The 15,830-nt window shown below is 62.4% G+C and carries 12 protein-coding genes and 1 pseudogene; 7 read left to right on the forward strand and 6 right to left on the reverse strand.

The window, feature by feature from the left end:
* Window positions 1-74 precede the first annotated feature (74 nt).
* Window positions 75-1,292 carry an MFS transporter gene (locus tag QP970_RS00005; RefSeq protein ID WP_239269956.1) on the reverse strand — a complete coding sequence of 406 codons (1,218 nt, stop codon included), beginning with the start codon at window positions 1,290-1,292 and terminating at the stop codon, window positions 75-77.
* Complete coding sequence (locus QP970_RS00010) at window positions 1,289-1,933, reverse strand: GntR family transcriptional regulator (RefSeq protein WP_239269957.1); 645 nt, start codon at window positions 1,931-1,933, stop codon at window positions 1,289-1,291. Before QP970_RS00010 ends, QP970_RS00005 begins: the two co-directional genes overlap by 4 nt.
* A gap of 79 nt (window positions 1,934-2,012) precedes the next feature.
* Here QP970_RS00010 and QP970_RS00015 point away from each other — a divergent pair, with 79 nt between their 5' ends.
* A complete protein-coding gene (locus QP970_RS00015) occupies window positions 2,013-3,398 on the forward strand; it encodes a DNA polymerase IV (RefSeq protein WP_239269958.1) in 1,386 nt (461 codons plus the stop codon).
* Here QP970_RS00015 and QP970_RS00020 read toward each other — a convergent pair.
* Window positions 3,395-4,309 carry an asparaginase gene (locus QP970_RS00020; RefSeq protein ID WP_239269959.1) on the reverse strand — a complete coding sequence of 305 codons (915 nt, stop codon included), beginning with the start codon at window positions 4,307-4,309 and terminating at the stop codon, window positions 3,395-3,397. The two genes, QP970_RS00015 and QP970_RS00020, sit on opposite strands and share 4 nt — an antisense overlap.
* Window positions 4,310-4,416: 107 nt before the next feature.
* On the opposite strand from QP970_RS00020, the gene QP970_RS00025 reads away from it, so the two are divergent.
* Window positions 4,417-5,052 carry a WKL family lipoprotein gene (locus QP970_RS00025; protein WP_239269960.1) on the forward strand — a complete coding sequence of 212 codons (636 nt, stop codon included), beginning with the start codon at window positions 4,417-4,419 and terminating at the stop codon, window positions 5,050-5,052.
* Between the two features lie 6 nt (window positions 5,053-5,058).
* Here the strand turns inward: QP970_RS00025 and QP970_RS00030 are convergent, their stop codons facing one another.
* Window positions 5,059-6,003 carry a hypothetical protein gene (locus QP970_RS00030; RefSeq protein WP_239269961.1) on the reverse strand — a complete coding sequence of 315 codons (945 nt, stop codon included), beginning with the start codon at window positions 6,001-6,003 and terminating at the stop codon, window positions 5,059-5,061.
* Window positions 6,004-6,035: 32 nt separating this feature from the next.
* On the opposite strand from QP970_RS00030, the gene lspA reads away from it, so the two are divergent.
* The 4 genes from lspA (at window position 6,036) to QP970_RS00050 (ending at window position 9,075) form a co-directional block, all read left to right on the forward strand.
* Window positions 6,036-6,536, forward strand: coding sequence for a signal peptidase II (gene lspA, locus QP970_RS00035; RefSeq protein WP_023023023.1), 501 nt, complete (start codon window positions 6,036-6,038; stop codon window positions 6,534-6,536).
* Window positions 6,529-7,455 (forward strand): RluA family pseudouridine synthase, encoded by a 927-nt coding sequence (locus QP970_RS00040; RefSeq protein ID WP_005278479.1) that lies wholly within the window; start codon window positions 6,529-6,531, stop codon window positions 7,453-7,455. Before lspA ends, QP970_RS00040 begins: the two co-directional genes overlap by 8 nt.
* Window positions 7,452-7,991, forward strand: coding sequence for a hypothetical protein (locus tag QP970_RS00045; protein ID WP_239269962.1), 540 nt, complete (start codon window positions 7,452-7,454; stop codon window positions 7,989-7,991). The genes QP970_RS00040 and QP970_RS00045 overlap by 4 nt, the downstream gene beginning before the upstream one ends.
* Window positions 7,992-8,052: 61 nt before the next feature.
* The gene (locus QP970_RS00050) at window positions 8,053-9,075 is read left to right on the forward strand and encodes an HNH endonuclease signature motif containing protein (RefSeq protein WP_239269963.1); all 1,023 of its coding nucleotides are present in this window, start codon (window positions 8,053-8,055) and stop codon (window positions 9,073-9,075) included.
* Here the strand turns inward: QP970_RS00050 and rarD are convergent.
* A pseudogene (gene rarD / locus QP970_RS00055) lies at window positions 9,072-10,030 on the reverse strand (EamA family transporter RarD). The gene QP970_RS00050 and the pseudogene rarD sit on opposite strands and share 4 nt — an antisense overlap.
* A 45-nt stretch (window positions 10,031-10,075) precedes the next feature.
* Between rarD and dnaE the strand changes: the two are divergent.
* Window positions 10,076-13,648 carry a DNA polymerase III subunit alpha gene (dnaE, locus tag QP970_RS00060; RefSeq protein WP_239269964.1) on the forward strand — a complete coding sequence of 1,191 codons (3,573 nt, stop codon included), beginning with the start codon at window positions 10,076-10,078 and terminating at the stop codon, window positions 13,646-13,648.
* Between the two features lie 277 nt (window positions 13,649-13,925).
* Here dnaE and QP970_RS00065 read toward each other — a convergent pair whose 3' ends face one another.
* Complete coding sequence (locus QP970_RS00065) at window positions 13,926-15,794, reverse strand: choice-of-anchor I family protein (protein WP_239269965.1); 1,869 nt, start codon at window positions 15,792-15,794, stop codon at window positions 13,926-13,928.
* Window positions 15,795-15,830 lie beyond the last annotated feature (36 nt).

The following is a 15,830-nucleotide window of genomic DNA, read 5'->3' on the forward strand; positions in this document are numbered from 1 at the left end:
ACTACCCCCGGTACCCGATATCCGCACCGGTCGGTACTCGATACCGCCCTACCGGTACTAAATAGCGTCGCGCGTCACAGGTGGGCGCGCCAGCCGTGAATCACGTTGATGAGGCAGCATGCGGCGAGAAGGGAGCCGATGAGGAATAGCGCCGTGAAGCCAATGTAGGGGGCTAGGGCGCTGAAGGCCATGGGAATAAAGAAGCCGGTATAGGACACGGAATAGAACACGGCGGTAAGGCCGGCGAGGTCATCTTTTCCGGCGATGCGCTGGACCTCGGAAAGGCCGGCGACAAGTGCTAGGCCGTAGCCGGCGCCCATGACGGCGGCGCTGGTGATACCGAGCGGGAGGGAAAGCGTGCGCGCGGCGATGGCGCCGAAGATGGTGCCGGCGGTAATGACGGCCATGGCAACGGCGGAGGCCCGGGCGGAGCGGTGGGTATCGATGACCTTGCCAAACATTTGGATGCCGACGCCGCAGCCCAGCGTAATGACGGTCATGAGGCCGGAAAAGGCGATGGGGGCATCGCCGGCGGAATCGGAAAGCAGCTGGGGCAAGAGGGCATAGGCAGCACCCGCGCAGCCGAATACCCAGGGGGCTACGGGAAGGACGATGCGGGAAAAACGGCGGTGCGCGGCAGAAGGAATGTGCAGCATGTGCAACATATCGCGGATGCTTAAATCCAGGAACGTGTCCTTGACGGTTGCGCCGCGGGGCGGGCGGGTCTCAGGGGTCTTCAACAGCCACACCGCGGTAATAACGGTGAGCAGGATGTGCAAGACATAGGCCAAGTGGGTGGGCCACGGGCCCCATTGCGCCAACACCGAGGCCAGGGCGGCGCCGATAAGGAAGCCCACGGTAAGGCACATCGATGCCTTTCGGGGACCTGCGGCGGGGTCACCGCCGGAGCGGGTGATGAGCTCGGAAATCCAGGTGGAGCCGACCGCCATGACGATGCCCAGCGCCAGGCCACACAGCACGCGGCCGGCGGCGATGATGAGGGGTTCTTCGGGCGCGATGGACAGCAGGAACGACCCGGCCAGGGAGAGCGGTGCGGCGGGCAGCATCGTGGGGCGGCGGCCGATATAGTCCGACAGTGGCCCGGAGATAAGCAGTGCGGGCACGATGCCGATGACGTAGGCCGCCAGGAGGCCGTTGACGGTGACCTGCGAGAAGTGGGATTGCTCGCGGTACATCACGAGCAGGGGAGTAAATTCATTGCCACCCCAGGCAACGGCCACCATGCTGCCTGCAACGGGTAACCAGTCGCGATTGGCGGGGTCTTGACTCATAGTTGATCCTTCGAATTTTTCAGGTGCGAGCGGAGTGCAGAAAGGTAGGCGGGCAGGTTGGCGGTGCGGAGGGCATCGGCAAGCACGCGGTGCTGATCGACGAACGCGCGGGCCCGCGCCACATTGCGCCCGATGGCGGTGGCGGTAAAGCGCTGCTGGCGCTCGCGCAGCTGGTAGCCAACATTGGCCAGCAGGCTATTGCCGGCGCTATCCATGATGATTTGGTGGAATTGGGCATCCAGGCGCGTGTATTCGCGGAGATCCTCGGCATCCAAAGCGGCGTCTTGGGCCGCAATGTTTTCTTGCAGGCGCTTGGCGATGCCCCCACGTTCTGCCTCGCCTAGCTCGCAGATCTTTTCGGCACTGTGGGCATCGACAAGCAGGCGAGCCTCGTAGACCTCCCGGATTTCTTGGGGGCTAATTGGCACAACCAGCGCGCCGCGCTTGGGATAAAGCTGCAAAAAGCCCTCGAGCTCCAGGCGCAGGAAAGCCTCGTGAGCCGGGGTCCGGCTGACTCCTACCTCGGCCGCGAGCGCGGCTTCTGACAGCATTTGCGTGGAATCGATGGTGCCGTCGATGATCCTTTCTTTAACCAATTCATAAACCCGCTCCGCGGCAGGCTGCATGCTTGTATCGCTCATGCATACATCGTGCATACAAGTTAGTTTAAGCGTCAACCTATTCCCAATTCCGGGGTTGGCGTGGCTTAGACTGGAGGGCATGCAACGTTGGGTCTTACACATCGATATGGATGCGTTTTTCGCCTCCGTCGAGCAACTGACCCGACCGACTTTGCAGGGCCGGCCGGTGCTCGTCGGTGGGGTTGGCGGCCGCGGGGTCGTCGCCGGCGCGTCCTATGAGGCGCGCGAGTACGGCGCGCACTCGGCGATGCCGATGTATCGCGCCCAGCAATTGGTGGGCCTGCGCGCGGTGGTGGTCAGCCCGCGCCGGGCGGTGTATTCGGCGGCCTCGCGCCGGGTATTTGAGATCATTTCTCAGCACGTCGAGGTCATCGAGCAGCTATCCATCGATGAGGCCTTTATGGAGCCAGAGGCGCTGGTGGGTGCGACGGCGGACGAGGTACAACAGTGGGCGGACGGCCTGCGCGCGCTCATCCGCGAGGAAACGGGCCTGCCGTGTTCCATCGGTGCGGGCTCCGGCAAGCAATTTGCCAAGATCGGCTCCGGTGAAGCCAAACCCGATGGCACCTATGTCATCCCAGCGGAAAAGCAGCTGGAGATGCTCCATCCGCTCGCGGTGGGGAAGCTGTGGGGCGTCGGGCCGGTTACGGAGGCCAAGCTCAAGGGCATCGGGGTGGAGACCATCGGCGCGCTGGCCGCCATGACCCAAAAGGAGGTGGAAATCTCCATCGGCAGCGTCGTCGGATTGCAGCTGTGGCAGCTGGCGCAAGGCATCGACGATAGGGAAGTGGCACCGCGCGCGATTTCCAAGCAGATCTCCACGGAGCATACCTATTCCAAGGACCTGCTGACGGTACCGGATGTGGATGCGGCGATTACCCGCGCGGCCGAGGGCGCGCATCGCCGCCTGCTTAAAGATGGCCGCGGCGCGCGAACCGTGACGGTCAAGCTGCGAATGGCAGATTTCCACATCGAATCGCGCTCGACCACCCTGGCCTATGCCACCGATGACCTAGAGGTATTGACTGCCGCCGCCTTCAAGCTGGCCCGCTACCCGGATGAGCTGGGCCCCATCCGCCTGGTGGGGGTGAGCTATTCCGGGCTGGAAGCCGCGCGCCAAGACGTACTGTTTCCGGAGCTCGACCGCGAAATCGTGCGGCCCGTGCTGCCGGATAGCGACTATGAAACGGGCGTGAGCGATGACTCCCCGCCACCGGCGCCGACCACCGTCGTGGTCGAAGACGATGTGGAGGATCAGTGGCGCGCCACCCAAGACGTCTACCACCCGGATTTTGGCCACGGGTGGATCCAGGGCACCGGGCACGGGGTGGTCAGCGTGCGTTTTGAAACCCGTTCGACCGGGCCTGGCCGCACTAAATCCTTCGCCGCTAGCGACCCAGAGTTGGTGCCGGCCGACCCGCTCGATTCCTTAGACTGGCAGGACTGGCTGGAAACCCAAGACTAGATAGCAACATAGCGCTTGGGATCAGGGTTTTGCCGGAATACCTCGGCAGGATTCGTGCCTGTGGCCAGCGCTGCGGCCAAAAGAATACGCGCCTGGCTGGGCCTGAAGGCCCCCGCGTTGATCGCGCCCAGGCTGCGCAGGCTCGCCCCGCCGCCATCGCCGCCATAGGACATCGCGGTCGCGCCGTACGGGGTGCGGGTGGAAATGACGACGGGGAGGTCGTCGCTGAGGGCATCGGCAAGCGCGCGGCCCATATCCCCACTCATATTGCCCGCGCCCATGGCCTCGATGACGAGGCCGGCGGCGGAAGTGCGGGCGGCATCGACAAGCACGCGCCCCGCGCCGGGGTAGGCAGGGATGATTTCTACCGGGTGCGGCGCCAAGGGCTGCGGCTGCAGCCGCGGGGTGGCATCCGGGACCCGCAGGGACTCAAAAGCGCGCAGGTCGAAGGTGTGCTGCTTGCGGGCCCCGCGCGCCGGGATGGTCATGCCGCCAAAGCGGATGAAGACGCCGGGCTGCCCGCTGCGGGCGAGCTCGCGCGCATCGTGGAGATTGCGCGGGCCATCCGGGTGCGGGTGATCGTAGGAGCGCTGCGCGCCGGTGAGCACGATGGGCGTATCGTCGGCGCAAAAAATTTCCAGCGCCATCGCCGTCTCCTCCATGGAATCGGTGCCGTGGGTGATGATGACGCCGTCGATGTCCGCGCGGGCGGTCTGCTCGTTGACTACCGCGATGAGCTCGTCGAGGTCCGCGAGCGTAATAGAAGAGGAATCGAGCTGGCGAAATTCCACCACTTCGGCGTCGATATCGGCCGCGAGCTGCGCGCCGGTGACGGTGGGGACGAGGGAACCATCCCACACAGTGGTGCAGGCAATCGTGCCGCCGGTGGCGATGAGGGCGAGGTTAGTCATGCTTCCCAGAATAAAAGAAGACGCGCCGAGGCGGCAGGCGCGGACCAGAAAAGCTGGTGCAAATGTAAACTGATGGGAGTTTATACCCCAGACGTGAGGAGTGAGAAGTGAAATTCCGCAAATTTGGTGCCGCGTGCCTCGCATTGAGCGCGGCGGCCGCCCTGTCCGCCTGCTCTTCTGATGACGAGCAAGAAGACACCACCAAGAACAGTGAATCCAGCGAATCCGCGTCCGCTGACGGCGACTCCGCGGCCCCCGCACGGCCAACCGCCGCCGATTTGAACGCCATCCTGGCAAAGGCCACGGATCCGGAGGCATCGCAGGAAGAAAAGACCGCCACCGTGGAAGGCGGCGAATCCGCCCCGGAGATCTTTGACACCATGGCGCGCTCTAAGGAGGAATCCGGCGCGGAGTTCGCGGTCGTGGATCCGGTTTTGCCCGGCTATGACCCGCAGTCCGTGCTGACCACGGTGAATTTCTCCACGGCCGATGGCCAGGAGCAGACCGCGGACCAGGTGGAGTTCATTTATCAGGACGGCACCTGGAAGCTATCGAAGACCTGGGCCTGCACGCTGATCCAAAACACGGTGCCGCCTGAGCAGGTGCCGGAGATGTGCGCCGATACCGGTGCGGGCGCGCTGCCTGCCGATGAGGGCGACGGCGCACCAGCCCAGGGCGATGCCCCCGCGGCCGGCGCAGAACAGGCGCCTGCCGAAGCTCCCGTAGAGGCCCCCGCCGAGTAAGTCCTGTTACTCGGAAAACGCCAGCTCCGTCAGGCTTGATTGCACGACGCGCAGGTCTGAATCGGCGGTGCCGTAGGTTACCTTCGTATCGAAGGAGACGTCACCGCCCACGGGGAGCGGTTTCGTTAGATCTACCGTGATGCTGCCCGAGGAGTTGGTGGAAGAATCCAGCACGTCGAGTTCCTTATCTTCTAACTCCGTGCCCTCGGCCTGACCTTCGAAGGATAATGCGCCCAGGGTGGGGCGTTGTTCCACCTCGACGGATAGCGTGACGCGGTCACCATCGATGGACTTGACCGTATAGCGGGTCGTCTGCAAGAGCGTGGATTCCCCTGTCACGCGCGAATCTACCGTCCACGTCGCGCCGGTGCCCACCTCTTCTTCCGGAAAGACGATGGGCAGCGCGGTCAGCTTCATGATCGCCTGTTCGACGGTGCCGCGCGCCTCATCGCTCGCCTCCTGCGGGGCGGCCAAGCGCAGGGAATTCATCTGGCCGTTGTCTTGGCCGCGCCAGCCAAATTGGAACCCGTCAGCGGAAGAGACATCGGTATCGCCGGAGTATTCCGGATCCCCTGCGGTGACAAACGCGTTGCGCGAGGCCGGCAATTGGTCCTCGACGTCCTCGGTGGCTTTATCCACGGAAGCTGAAAGCGGCAGGGTAGTGGTCTCCTTATCCACGTCGGCGGCCTGGAAATCGGCCGCGGCGGATTTATTCAGCAAATCCTGCGAAAATCCCTCCGTGGCGCGGTAGGTTACCTCCTGCGAGGAATCGATGTCGTGATATTCCAGCAATTTCTTCTCACCGGTTCCGGCCTCTTCGACGGTCAGGCGCGGGGCATCGATAGTCAGGCCGACGGGCTGTTCCACGGCGGGGCCGGGGGTCTCATAAGAACAGGCGCTTAGCGCTACGGCGACGGCGGAAAGGGCTGTAAAAACTTTGACTCGAAACACGCTTACCAAAATACCGGACGCTCCTGATTAGAATGATGTGGGTGAGCCAAAAACGAAGGAGTCAGACAGGTCTTATCGCCGCGGTGGTCATCGCCGTGGCGGTTGTGGATCAAGCCGTAAAACAACTTATGCTGACCGTCCTGACGGAGGGTGTGCCGCACTATGTCATCGGGGACTGGTTCAGGTTTACCCTGCTCTTTAACCCGGGCGCGGCGTTTTCCATCGGCGGCGAGGGATCGACCTGGCTGTTTACCACCATTCAATTGGCGTTCGTCCTAGGTGTGGCCATCGCCGCCCCGCGCATCCACAATACGGGCCAGGCGCTGGGGCTGGCGCTCATTGCTGGCGGGGCATTGGGCAATTTTGCGGACCGCATCTTCCGCGACCCGGGCTTCTGGTTCGGGCACGTCGTGGACTATATCTCGGTCGGCTCGTTCGCGGTCTTTAATATCGCAGATGCGGCCATTACCTGCGGCGTCGTCATCTTCATCGGCGCCATGCTGCTCGCGGAACGGAGGGCGGAAAATGAATAGGCAATTGCGCAGTTTTCCCATTCCAGAGGGGTTGGAGGGCATGCGTGCCGATGCCGCGCTGGCCAAGCTCCTTGGCCTCTCGCGCTCGGCCACTGCCCAGCTCTGCGCCGAAGGCGGGGTCACCGTAGATTCGCAGGAGCTGGGTAAATCCGAGCGCCTAGCTTCCGGCCAGGTGGTTTCGGTGCTGCTCCCGGAGCCGGAAAAACCCCTGCTGCCGCGCGAGGAGTTGGTAGAGGGCATGGACGTTTTATATAGCGACGCCGATATCATCTGCGTGCACAAACCAGTGGGCGTCGCCGCGCACCCGAGCGTGGGCTGGGATGGTCCGACGGTCATCGGTGGGCTGCGTGCGGCAGGGTATAACGTGGCCTCGCTTGGCCCTACCGAGCGCCAGGGCATAGTCCACCGCCTGGATGTGGGCACCTCCGGGGTCATGGTCGTGGCTTCCTCCGGGCGCGCCTATTCGGCACTCAAGCATGCGTTTAAGCACCGGACCGTGAAAAAGACCTATCACGCGGTGGTCCAGGGCCTGCCCGATCCGATTGAAGGCACCATCGATGCGCCCATCGGCAGGCACCCGAAGTCGGGCTGGAAATTCGCCGTGCTTGACGATGGCAAGGCCGCGGTCACCCATTACCGCCTCATCGAGGCCTTTCGCGAGGCCAGCCTCATCGAGGTGCACCTGGAAACCGGCCGCACCCACCAAATCCGCGTCCACATGTCCGCCACCGGGCATCCCTGCGTTGGCGATCCCATGTACGGCTCGAACCCGCAACTTTCTGCCCGCCTAGGACTCGAGCGCCAGTGGCTGCATGCGGTGCAGCTGGGCTTTACCCACCCCGGCACCGGAAAGTGGTTCGAAGCCCGCGCGCCGTACCCCGATGACCTGCAACAGGCCCTGGAGCGCCTGCAGGGATGAGGAAGTTTTATCGGCGGCGCCGCCTAGCGGCCTTGGCGCTGGTGCTGGTGGCGATCGTGGTGGCCCTGGTGCTTTTTGGCACGCTGGGCACGCAGGCATCCACGCGGGTGCAAGGCGATCAGCTAGGCCCGGATGGGGAGTCCCGCGCGGAGTATATTGAGCGCGTCAATTCCATGGACATCGATCCGGATGCCACCACGTATGCGCTGGTCACCTTCGATACCGAGTTGCCCCCCGTCGCCGTGGCCGCCGCCTTGACTGATATTCCGCGCATGGACGCCATCCTCATGGGCTCGACCGCGCCCATCGCGGTGCCGGAGCCCGTTGCCGGCGAGGATCGCGCCGCGGTGATTAACCGCACCTTCGATCGCATCGGCGCCTCCTACGGCCAGCGCCCCAGCGCGGTGAGCGCCGCCGTGGTGTGGGGCACGGGCACTCAGCTTGCCGATGTCGCCTCCCTCCCCGCCGTCGCCGCTGTCGAGCCCGCGCCTGCCGATGCCGCCTGGGGCAGCTTCGCCGTGCGCCCACCCAGCTAAATTTGCCATCCTGAACGCTTCGCCGCGCGGGATGCAGGGGTGGCGGCTTAGCATCGGGGGCATGGAACACATTCGGGCATATATTGCGGCTTTAAACTCGGCGATGGATATCCTCGCCGAGGCCGCCGATATGCCCGCCTCCGAGCTGACGGCCGCCGGCATGCCGGATGCCGCCGCCGCGTCGATAGCCCACCTTTCCCAGATCTATTTCGGGCCGACCAGCTTTACGCGCCGCCAGCGCCGAGCGGTCGAGGGGGCGCGCCGCAATGGGCATTCGCTGCCGACGTTGGAGGTCATCGAAAAATACGCCCGTCGCGCGCCCACCCAAGCCCGGGCCTGGGCCCTGCGCGCGGAGCTTGCCCAGGTATCGGCCGATACTCAGGCGATGGACAAGCTCGCCCGCAAGAAGGTGCGCGCGCTGCGCCCGCCGCGCGAACCCAAACCAGGCGTTAGGCTGCGCCGCCGCGCCGCCGGCAAACCATGGACGCTGACGATTACGGGCAGTTCCAACCTCGTCGCGGAGCTGCATAACCAAGCAGGCACGCTTGCCGATGTCGCCGCCCTCTTCCACTCCGGCGCCTCCACCTCCACCGTGCGCACCAACGTGGTAATCCCGCTGGATAAGCTGAGCGCCGTTGTGCAGGGCGATAAAGACGTGACGGTCACCATGACCAACGGCGCGCAGATAAGCGGCGCCGAGCTGGCCCAGCGCGCGATGGCGGAGGAAGGCTTTATCACCCTAATCCACCCCGTGGAGGGGCCGGTGAACCTGTACCGCATGCGGCGCGGGGCAACGTGGAAGCAATTTATGATGGCTGCCGCTGAAAACCCCGTCTGCCCGGTGCGCGGGTGCCACCGCCCAGCCGATGAATGCCAGGTTCACCACATCTATAGCTGGGCCGGCGGCGGCTGGACCAATGCCAAGAACCTCACCGTAGCGTGCCCGCACCACAACGGCCGCAATGACGACGACCGCGCGGCCCGCCCCCGCAATGGCCGGTTCGAGCGCGTGCACGGCGGCGTGCGGTGGATTAAACCCTGGCAGCCGCCACCGCCGGACCTTGTTGATACTGGCCCCAGTTAACCCACGGCTTTGGGCCCAAGGCCCGCCCCTCGGCGGCGACCATTACGCGCCGTTTTCCTGCGCGCGCAACCATTTCGCATTCTCCCGCGCCGCGCACTCTTGCGCGGCGCGCTTTGGCGAACGCGAATGAGATCCGCAATGTAGATGCTGACCGCTACGCCGATGATGCCGAAACCAATCCACCGGTGCGTGGAGAAGTGCTCTTGGGTGACAAAGAGCGCCCACAGCATCTGCATGATGGGGGTGAGGTATTGGAGCATGCCGATCGTCGACAAGCGCAGCGTCCGCGCGCCTTGGGCAAAGCACAATAGTGGCAGCGCGGTGATCAGGCCGGCGCTGATTAAGAGCAGCATGTGTGGCGTGCCTTCCGAAGTGAACGTGCCGTGGCCCGCCTGCTCGATCCACACGATATAGGCGATGGCAACGGGGAGACCACCAAAGCCTCCGCCGCGACCGAGACCGCTGCCGATACCCGCACCTGCTTCTTGATAAGCCCGTAGATGCCAAACGATGCCGCCAACAGCAGCGAGATATACGGCGCCTGGCCGGTAAAGAAGGTCAGATACAGCACCGGGATTGCCGCCACGGCGACGGTGGTCGCCTGCCATGGGCGCAGCTGCTCCTTTAAGAAGATCATGCCGAGCGCCACCGATACCAGGGGATTGATGAAATAGCCTAAAGCGGCATCGGCCACGTGATCGGTATTAATCGCCAGCACATAGGTGCCCCAGTTGACCGTGATAAATACGCCCCCGGCGGCAAGCCAGCCCCACGTGCGCTTGTCCATGCGGACCAATTCGCGCCAGCCACCGCTGAATACTAAAAATGCCGTGACGATAACCGCGGTCCACAACACGCGGTGGGCGAGGATTTTTAGCGGCGTGGCCGGCAGCAGGAGCGGGAAGAACGCGGGGAAGAACCCCCACATGATGTATGCGGCAAGCGTGTAGATCATCACCGCATAATATCGTCATCTTGACCGCCCCGCTAAGATGACCGCATGGCCAAAAACTCCTCCTTCGTCCACCTGCATAACCATACCGAGTTCTCCATGCTGGACGGCATGGCCAAGGTCGATATGTTGGCTGATGAGGTGGTCAAGCAAAACATGCCCGCCGTGGGCATGACAGACCACGGCAATATGTATGGATCCGATGCCTTTTATAAGCGCATGACCAGCGCCGGGGTTAAACCCATCATCGGCATCGAGGCCTACATGGCCCCGGAATCGCGCTTTAATAAAAAGCGCGTGCTGTGGGGCACCCCCGACCAAAAGCGCGACGATGTCTCCGCCTCGGGCGCGTACTTGCACCAGACGATGATCGCGGAAAACGCCACCGGGCTGCGCAACCTGTTCACCTTGTCCTCGCTCGCCTCCTACGAAGGCCAGCTGGGAAAGTGGCCGCGCATGGATGCAGAGCTCATCGCCGAGCATGCCGATGGCATCATCGCCACCACCGGCTGCCCATCCGGCGATGTGCAGACCCGCCTGCGCCTCGGTCAATTCAACGAGGCCCTCGAGGCCGCGGCGATGTGGCAAGACATCTATGGCAAGGACAACTTCTTCTTGGAGTTGATGGACCATGGGCTGGACATCGAAAAGCGCACGCGCGATGGGCTGCTCGAAATCGGCCGCAAGCTGGACCTGCCGCCGCTGGTGACCAATGACTGCCACTACGTGTTGGAGTCCCAGGCGCCGGCGCACGAGGCCATGCTGTGCGTGCAGACCGGTAAGACGTTCATGGACCCGGACCGCTTCAAGTTCGGCGGTACCGGCTACTACATCAAGTCCGCCGCGCAGATGCGCGATACCTGGGATGACCTGATTCCCGATGGCTGCGATAACACCCTGTGGATTGCCGAGCGCGTGCAAGACTACAGCGAGGTGTGGGAGGAACACACCCACGACCGCATGCCCATTGCCGATGTCCCCGAGGGCCACACCCCCACCTCCTGGCTGACCCACGAGGTGATGGAGGGGCTGCAGCGGCGGTTCCCCGGGCGCGATGTGCCGGAGGAGTATATCGAGCGCGCCAAGTACGAGATTTCCGTGATTGAGATGAAGGGCTACCCGTCCTACTTCCTCATCGTGGCGGAGCTTATTAAGTATGCGCGTTCGGTGGGCATTCGTGTTGGGCCCGGCCGTGGTTCTGCGGCGGGTGCGCTCGTGGCTTATGCACTGACCATTACCAATATCGATCCGCTGGAACATGACCTGCTCTTCGAGCGCTTTTTGAACCCCGAGCGCCCGTCCGCGCCCGATATCGATATCGACTTCGACGATCGCCGCCGCGGCGAGATGATTACCTATGCCGCCGAGCGCTGGGGCGAGGACAAGGTTGCCCAGGTCATTACCTTCGGCACGGTGAAAACCAAGCAGGCCATCAAGGACTCCGCCAAGGTGCACTTTGGCCAGCCCGGCTTCCAGATGGCTGACCGCATCAACGGCGCACTGCCGCCGGCGATTATGGCGAAGGATATTCCGTTGCGGGGCATTACTGACCCCGACCACGAGCGCTATTCCGAGGCCGCCGAGGTCCGCCAGATGGTGGAATCCGACCCGGATGTGAAAAAGATTTATGACACCGCGCGCGGCTTGGAGGGCGTTGTTCGCCAGGCTGGTGTGCACGCCTGTGCTGTGATTATGGCCTCGGTGCGGTTGATGGACCACATCCCGATGTGGAAGCGGCCTGCCGATGGCGCCTATATCACCGGCTGGGATTACCCCGCCTGCGAGGCCATTGGCCTGCTGAAGATGGACTTTCTGGGCCTGCGCAACCTCACCGTTATCGGCGATGCCATCGAAAACATCAAGCGCAACCGTGGCGAAGAAGTGCAGCTCGAGCAGCTGCATGCCGATGACCCCAAGGTCTCCAAGGTCTATGACCTGCTCTCGCGCGGGGATACCTTGGGCGTGTTCCAGCTGGACTCCGGCGGTATGCAGGAGTTGCTCAAGCGCATGAAGCCTACCGGCTTCAAAGACATCGTGGCCTCCTTGGCCCTGTACCGTCCTGGCCCGATGGGCGTCAACGCCCACTGGGATTATGCCGACCGCAAGAACGGGCGTAAGGAAATCACCCCGATCCACCCTGAACTCGAGGAACCGCTGAAGGAAATCCTGGATGAGACGTATGGTCTCATCGTCTACCAGGAGCAGATCATGCGTATCTCGCAGAAGGTGGCGAACTACACCGCCGGCGAGGCAGATGGCTTCCGTAAGGCGATGGGTAAGAAAAAGCCCGAGGTCCTGGCCCAGCAATACGATAAATTCTGGGGCGGCATGCAAGAAAATGGCTACTCTAAATCCGCCATGGATGCGCTGTGGGGGACCATCGAGCCCTTCGCGTCGTACGCGTTTAACAAGTCCCACGCCGCAGGCTACGGGTTGGTCTCGTTCTGGACGGCCTACCTCAAGGCCTACTACGCGCCGGAATATATGGCTGCGCTGTTGACCTCTGTGGGCGATAAGAAGGATAAGTCCGCCATCTACTTGTCGGACTGCCGCCACTTGGGCATTAACGTTTTGCCGCCCTCGGTCAATGAGTCCGAGGAGGACTTCCAAGCTGTGGGCGAGGATATTCGCTTCGGCATGGGCGCTATCCGCAACGTGGGCTCTGAAGTGGTCGAATCCATCATTGCCTCGCGCAAGGCAAAGGGGGCGTTTACGTCCTTTAGCGATTACCTCGACAAGATCGATTTGGCAGCGTGTTCCAAGCGCGTGACCGAGGCGCTGATCAAGGCCGGTGCCTTTGATGATTTCCAGCAGCCGCGCAAGGGGCTGATGCTTATTCACGAGGACGCCGTTGATGCCGTGCAGACCACCAAGAAGGCGGCGGATAAGGGGCAATTCGACCTCTTTGCCGGATTCGGCGGTGGCGACGATGCCTCCTCTGAAGGCGCCTTTGCCATTGATGTTCCGGACGACTCGTGGGATCGCAAGCACGAGTTGGCACTCGAGCGAGAGATGCTGGGTCTCTACGTTTCTGGCCACCCACTTGATGGTTTCGAAGAGGCCCTAGCTGCGCAGACCAATACTCCGCTGACCAAGATCCTCAACGACGAGGTACACAATGGCCAAGAACTCATCATCGGCGGCATCATCTCCGGTGTGGACCGCCGCTTTTCTAAGCGCGATGGTTCCCCGTGGGCGATTGTCACGGTAGAAGACCACAACGGCGCGCAGGTAGAGATCTTGGTGTTCAATAAGGTCTATTCGCTGGCGGCGCCGCATATTGTGGAAGACAACATTATCTTGGCGCGCGTCAACGTGAAGGTGCGCGATGAGCGCCGGTCGCTGTTTTGTTCCGATATTCGCGTTCCCGAGCTGGGTCCAGGCGGTGGCGCGAGCCTGCCGCTGCGCCTGACCATGCGCACGGACCAGTGCACGATGGAAAATATCGCCCGACTCAAGCAGGTCTTGGTTAAAAACCACGGTGAGTCCGATGTCTATCTTGAGCTTGTCGAGGGCGACCAATCCACCACCATGGTCCTCGGTGAGCACCTCCGCGTGGAACGATCGGGCAACCTCATGGGAGACCTGAAGGCCACGATGGGTGCAGGTATTTTGGGATAGAAACTCTCCTGCACCTTCTATGGACACTGTTACCGCCGCTCAGAGAAAGCAATTTCGCTGCACCTGCGGTAACGGTGGGCCAATTGTGAAGACCGCTCGCGTGCAGAGGAATAATTGCGTTTGTCTCAGAAGTTGGCGTGCCGTCCACGACTCGGATTTGTGAAATCGCACAAGCTCCCGCGCGATTACCGCTGGCAATGCAGTACAAGCGGAGCAAGTAGGCGGTGGCTGAAGAGCTGATCGCGCGCCCCAACCGCCACCGCTTTAATACCGAAATCTACGGAAGTAGCTGGCGGACCGGTTCTGGAAGCATCTTATAGAACTGATCGGCTACCTGCGGCATGAAGTGTAGAACACCACTCAACATGGCGCCGAGGGCAATGACGCCAGCGATGATTCCAACGCCCTTCGCGATGCTGCTGGAGCCGTCACCAGGCAGCCATGCCCCGGGGGCATCGTCAGGAGCGTCGCCGTCTTCATCTTGGGAGCCACCGACGAGATCGGCGACAGAAAAGATAGTAGTGGTCCCGGACACCTCGTTGCCGGCGATAAGGAGGGCATCGTCAGTAGGCGAGTCTTCCTTGCTAACGAACGCCAACCCCTCTGGGCCCAAGTCGCCGGCCAAGCTGGTGACGGCAACATTGTCCTCGTCATAGTCCACGGCGAAATCGCGATTGTTGGTATAGGTGACGAACTCGGCATGAGCGGGGTCGGTGACGTCGTAGACGAAAATGCCGCCCACGCGCTCCATGCCGATGAAGGCATAGGTGCGATCGCCAACTGTTCCAATCGTCAGGGCTTCCGGTTCGGGGCCTTTATTATTGGAGCGATCGTCAAAGTCGGGGTCTTCGTTATCGGCATTGAAGTTAAGTCCCTCGATGTCCTTGGTGATTTCCTCGAAGTCGGAACCGGAATCGAAGACGACGTTGCCCTCGGCATCGTAAATGCTAAAGGAGCGGGACCCGAAGGAATACAGGCCATCGAAGCAGCCCTGTTCCTCATTCCACCCAGAGGCATTGCTCAACTTGAGGTTGCCGGCGTATTTCTTGTCCTCGATGCCTTCTGGCAGGTCGACGGAATCACAGACCTGGCCCTCTTCAACAAGATCTTTTAGCTTGACCTCATCGGTGTAGCCGCCCCAATCGCGGGCATCGCCCTCATTGGCGGTGGCGAAGTAGGTCTGGCCGTTGGTTTGAAAGGCACCAATCGAATCCGGCATGGATAGCCCTTGCACAGGGATCGTGCGCAGCTTTGCCGCGCCGTCCTTATTGGAGGGATCGATGGGGACAACGGAGTGGTCCGCGATGTGGGCGGGCAGCACCTTTTCTACGGTGGCGGAGGCGATATCGACCACGCCGATGGCGTTGTTTTCTTGCAAGGTGACATAGGCCTTGCCATCGGCGGAGGAAATATACTCCGGCTCGAAGTCGAGCGAAGGCTTATTGTGGTGGTTTTCTGGGCCGAAGACGCGAATGGACGGGTCGAGTTCTGCATCTGAGCCGTCGAAGGCGCGGAAATCAGCGGTGCGGACATCCGCAGCGGAGGGGGCCTGGACGCCGTCTGGCAGGGAGATGACCGATACAGTACCTTCTGGATCTTTTGCGTATTCGGTGCCGTCGGCGGTGAGCTCATCGGAGGGCTCGCCCTCATTCGCGGTCAAGGCATAGGCGCCGTCATTAGTGATGTGCACGTTATCCGGCAGCGCGCCGAGCGGCACGCGACCGAGCTCGTCGCCGGAGGCGGCATCGAAAATCAGGGCCTCGCCGTTTTCGGTTTTGTCTCCCTGCTGCACGGCGGCGATGGCGAGGCCATCGGGGCGCACGGCCACGGAGTTGATTTCCTTATCGCCGCCGGCGGAAACCTCGGCCGCCTTGGTGGGGTTGGCGGGATCGGAAGCATCCAGGATATCCACCTTGCCCGATTGCGCGTTCACCGTGAGAATGCGCTGGGAGGCGGCGTGGTAGGCCACGATTTCCGCTGCTGATTTGCCCATGACCCCGGCTTCATACGAGCCGATGGGGCTTAGTTTTACCGCAGCATCGTCGGCGGAGCGTTCTAAAACATTATCGACGATATGCGCGTTGGCGGCCGGGGCGCAGCTGAGCGCAAGGCAGGCAGCCACGCCGATAGAGGTGCGCTTAAACATAGAGAGAGTCCTTTCGTGTGGAGCACTCCATTGTCT

Source organism: Corynebacterium sp. MSK073, assembly GCF_030232085.1.
Lineage (GTDB): Bacteria > Actinomycetota > Actinomycetes > Mycobacteriales > Mycobacteriaceae > Corynebacterium.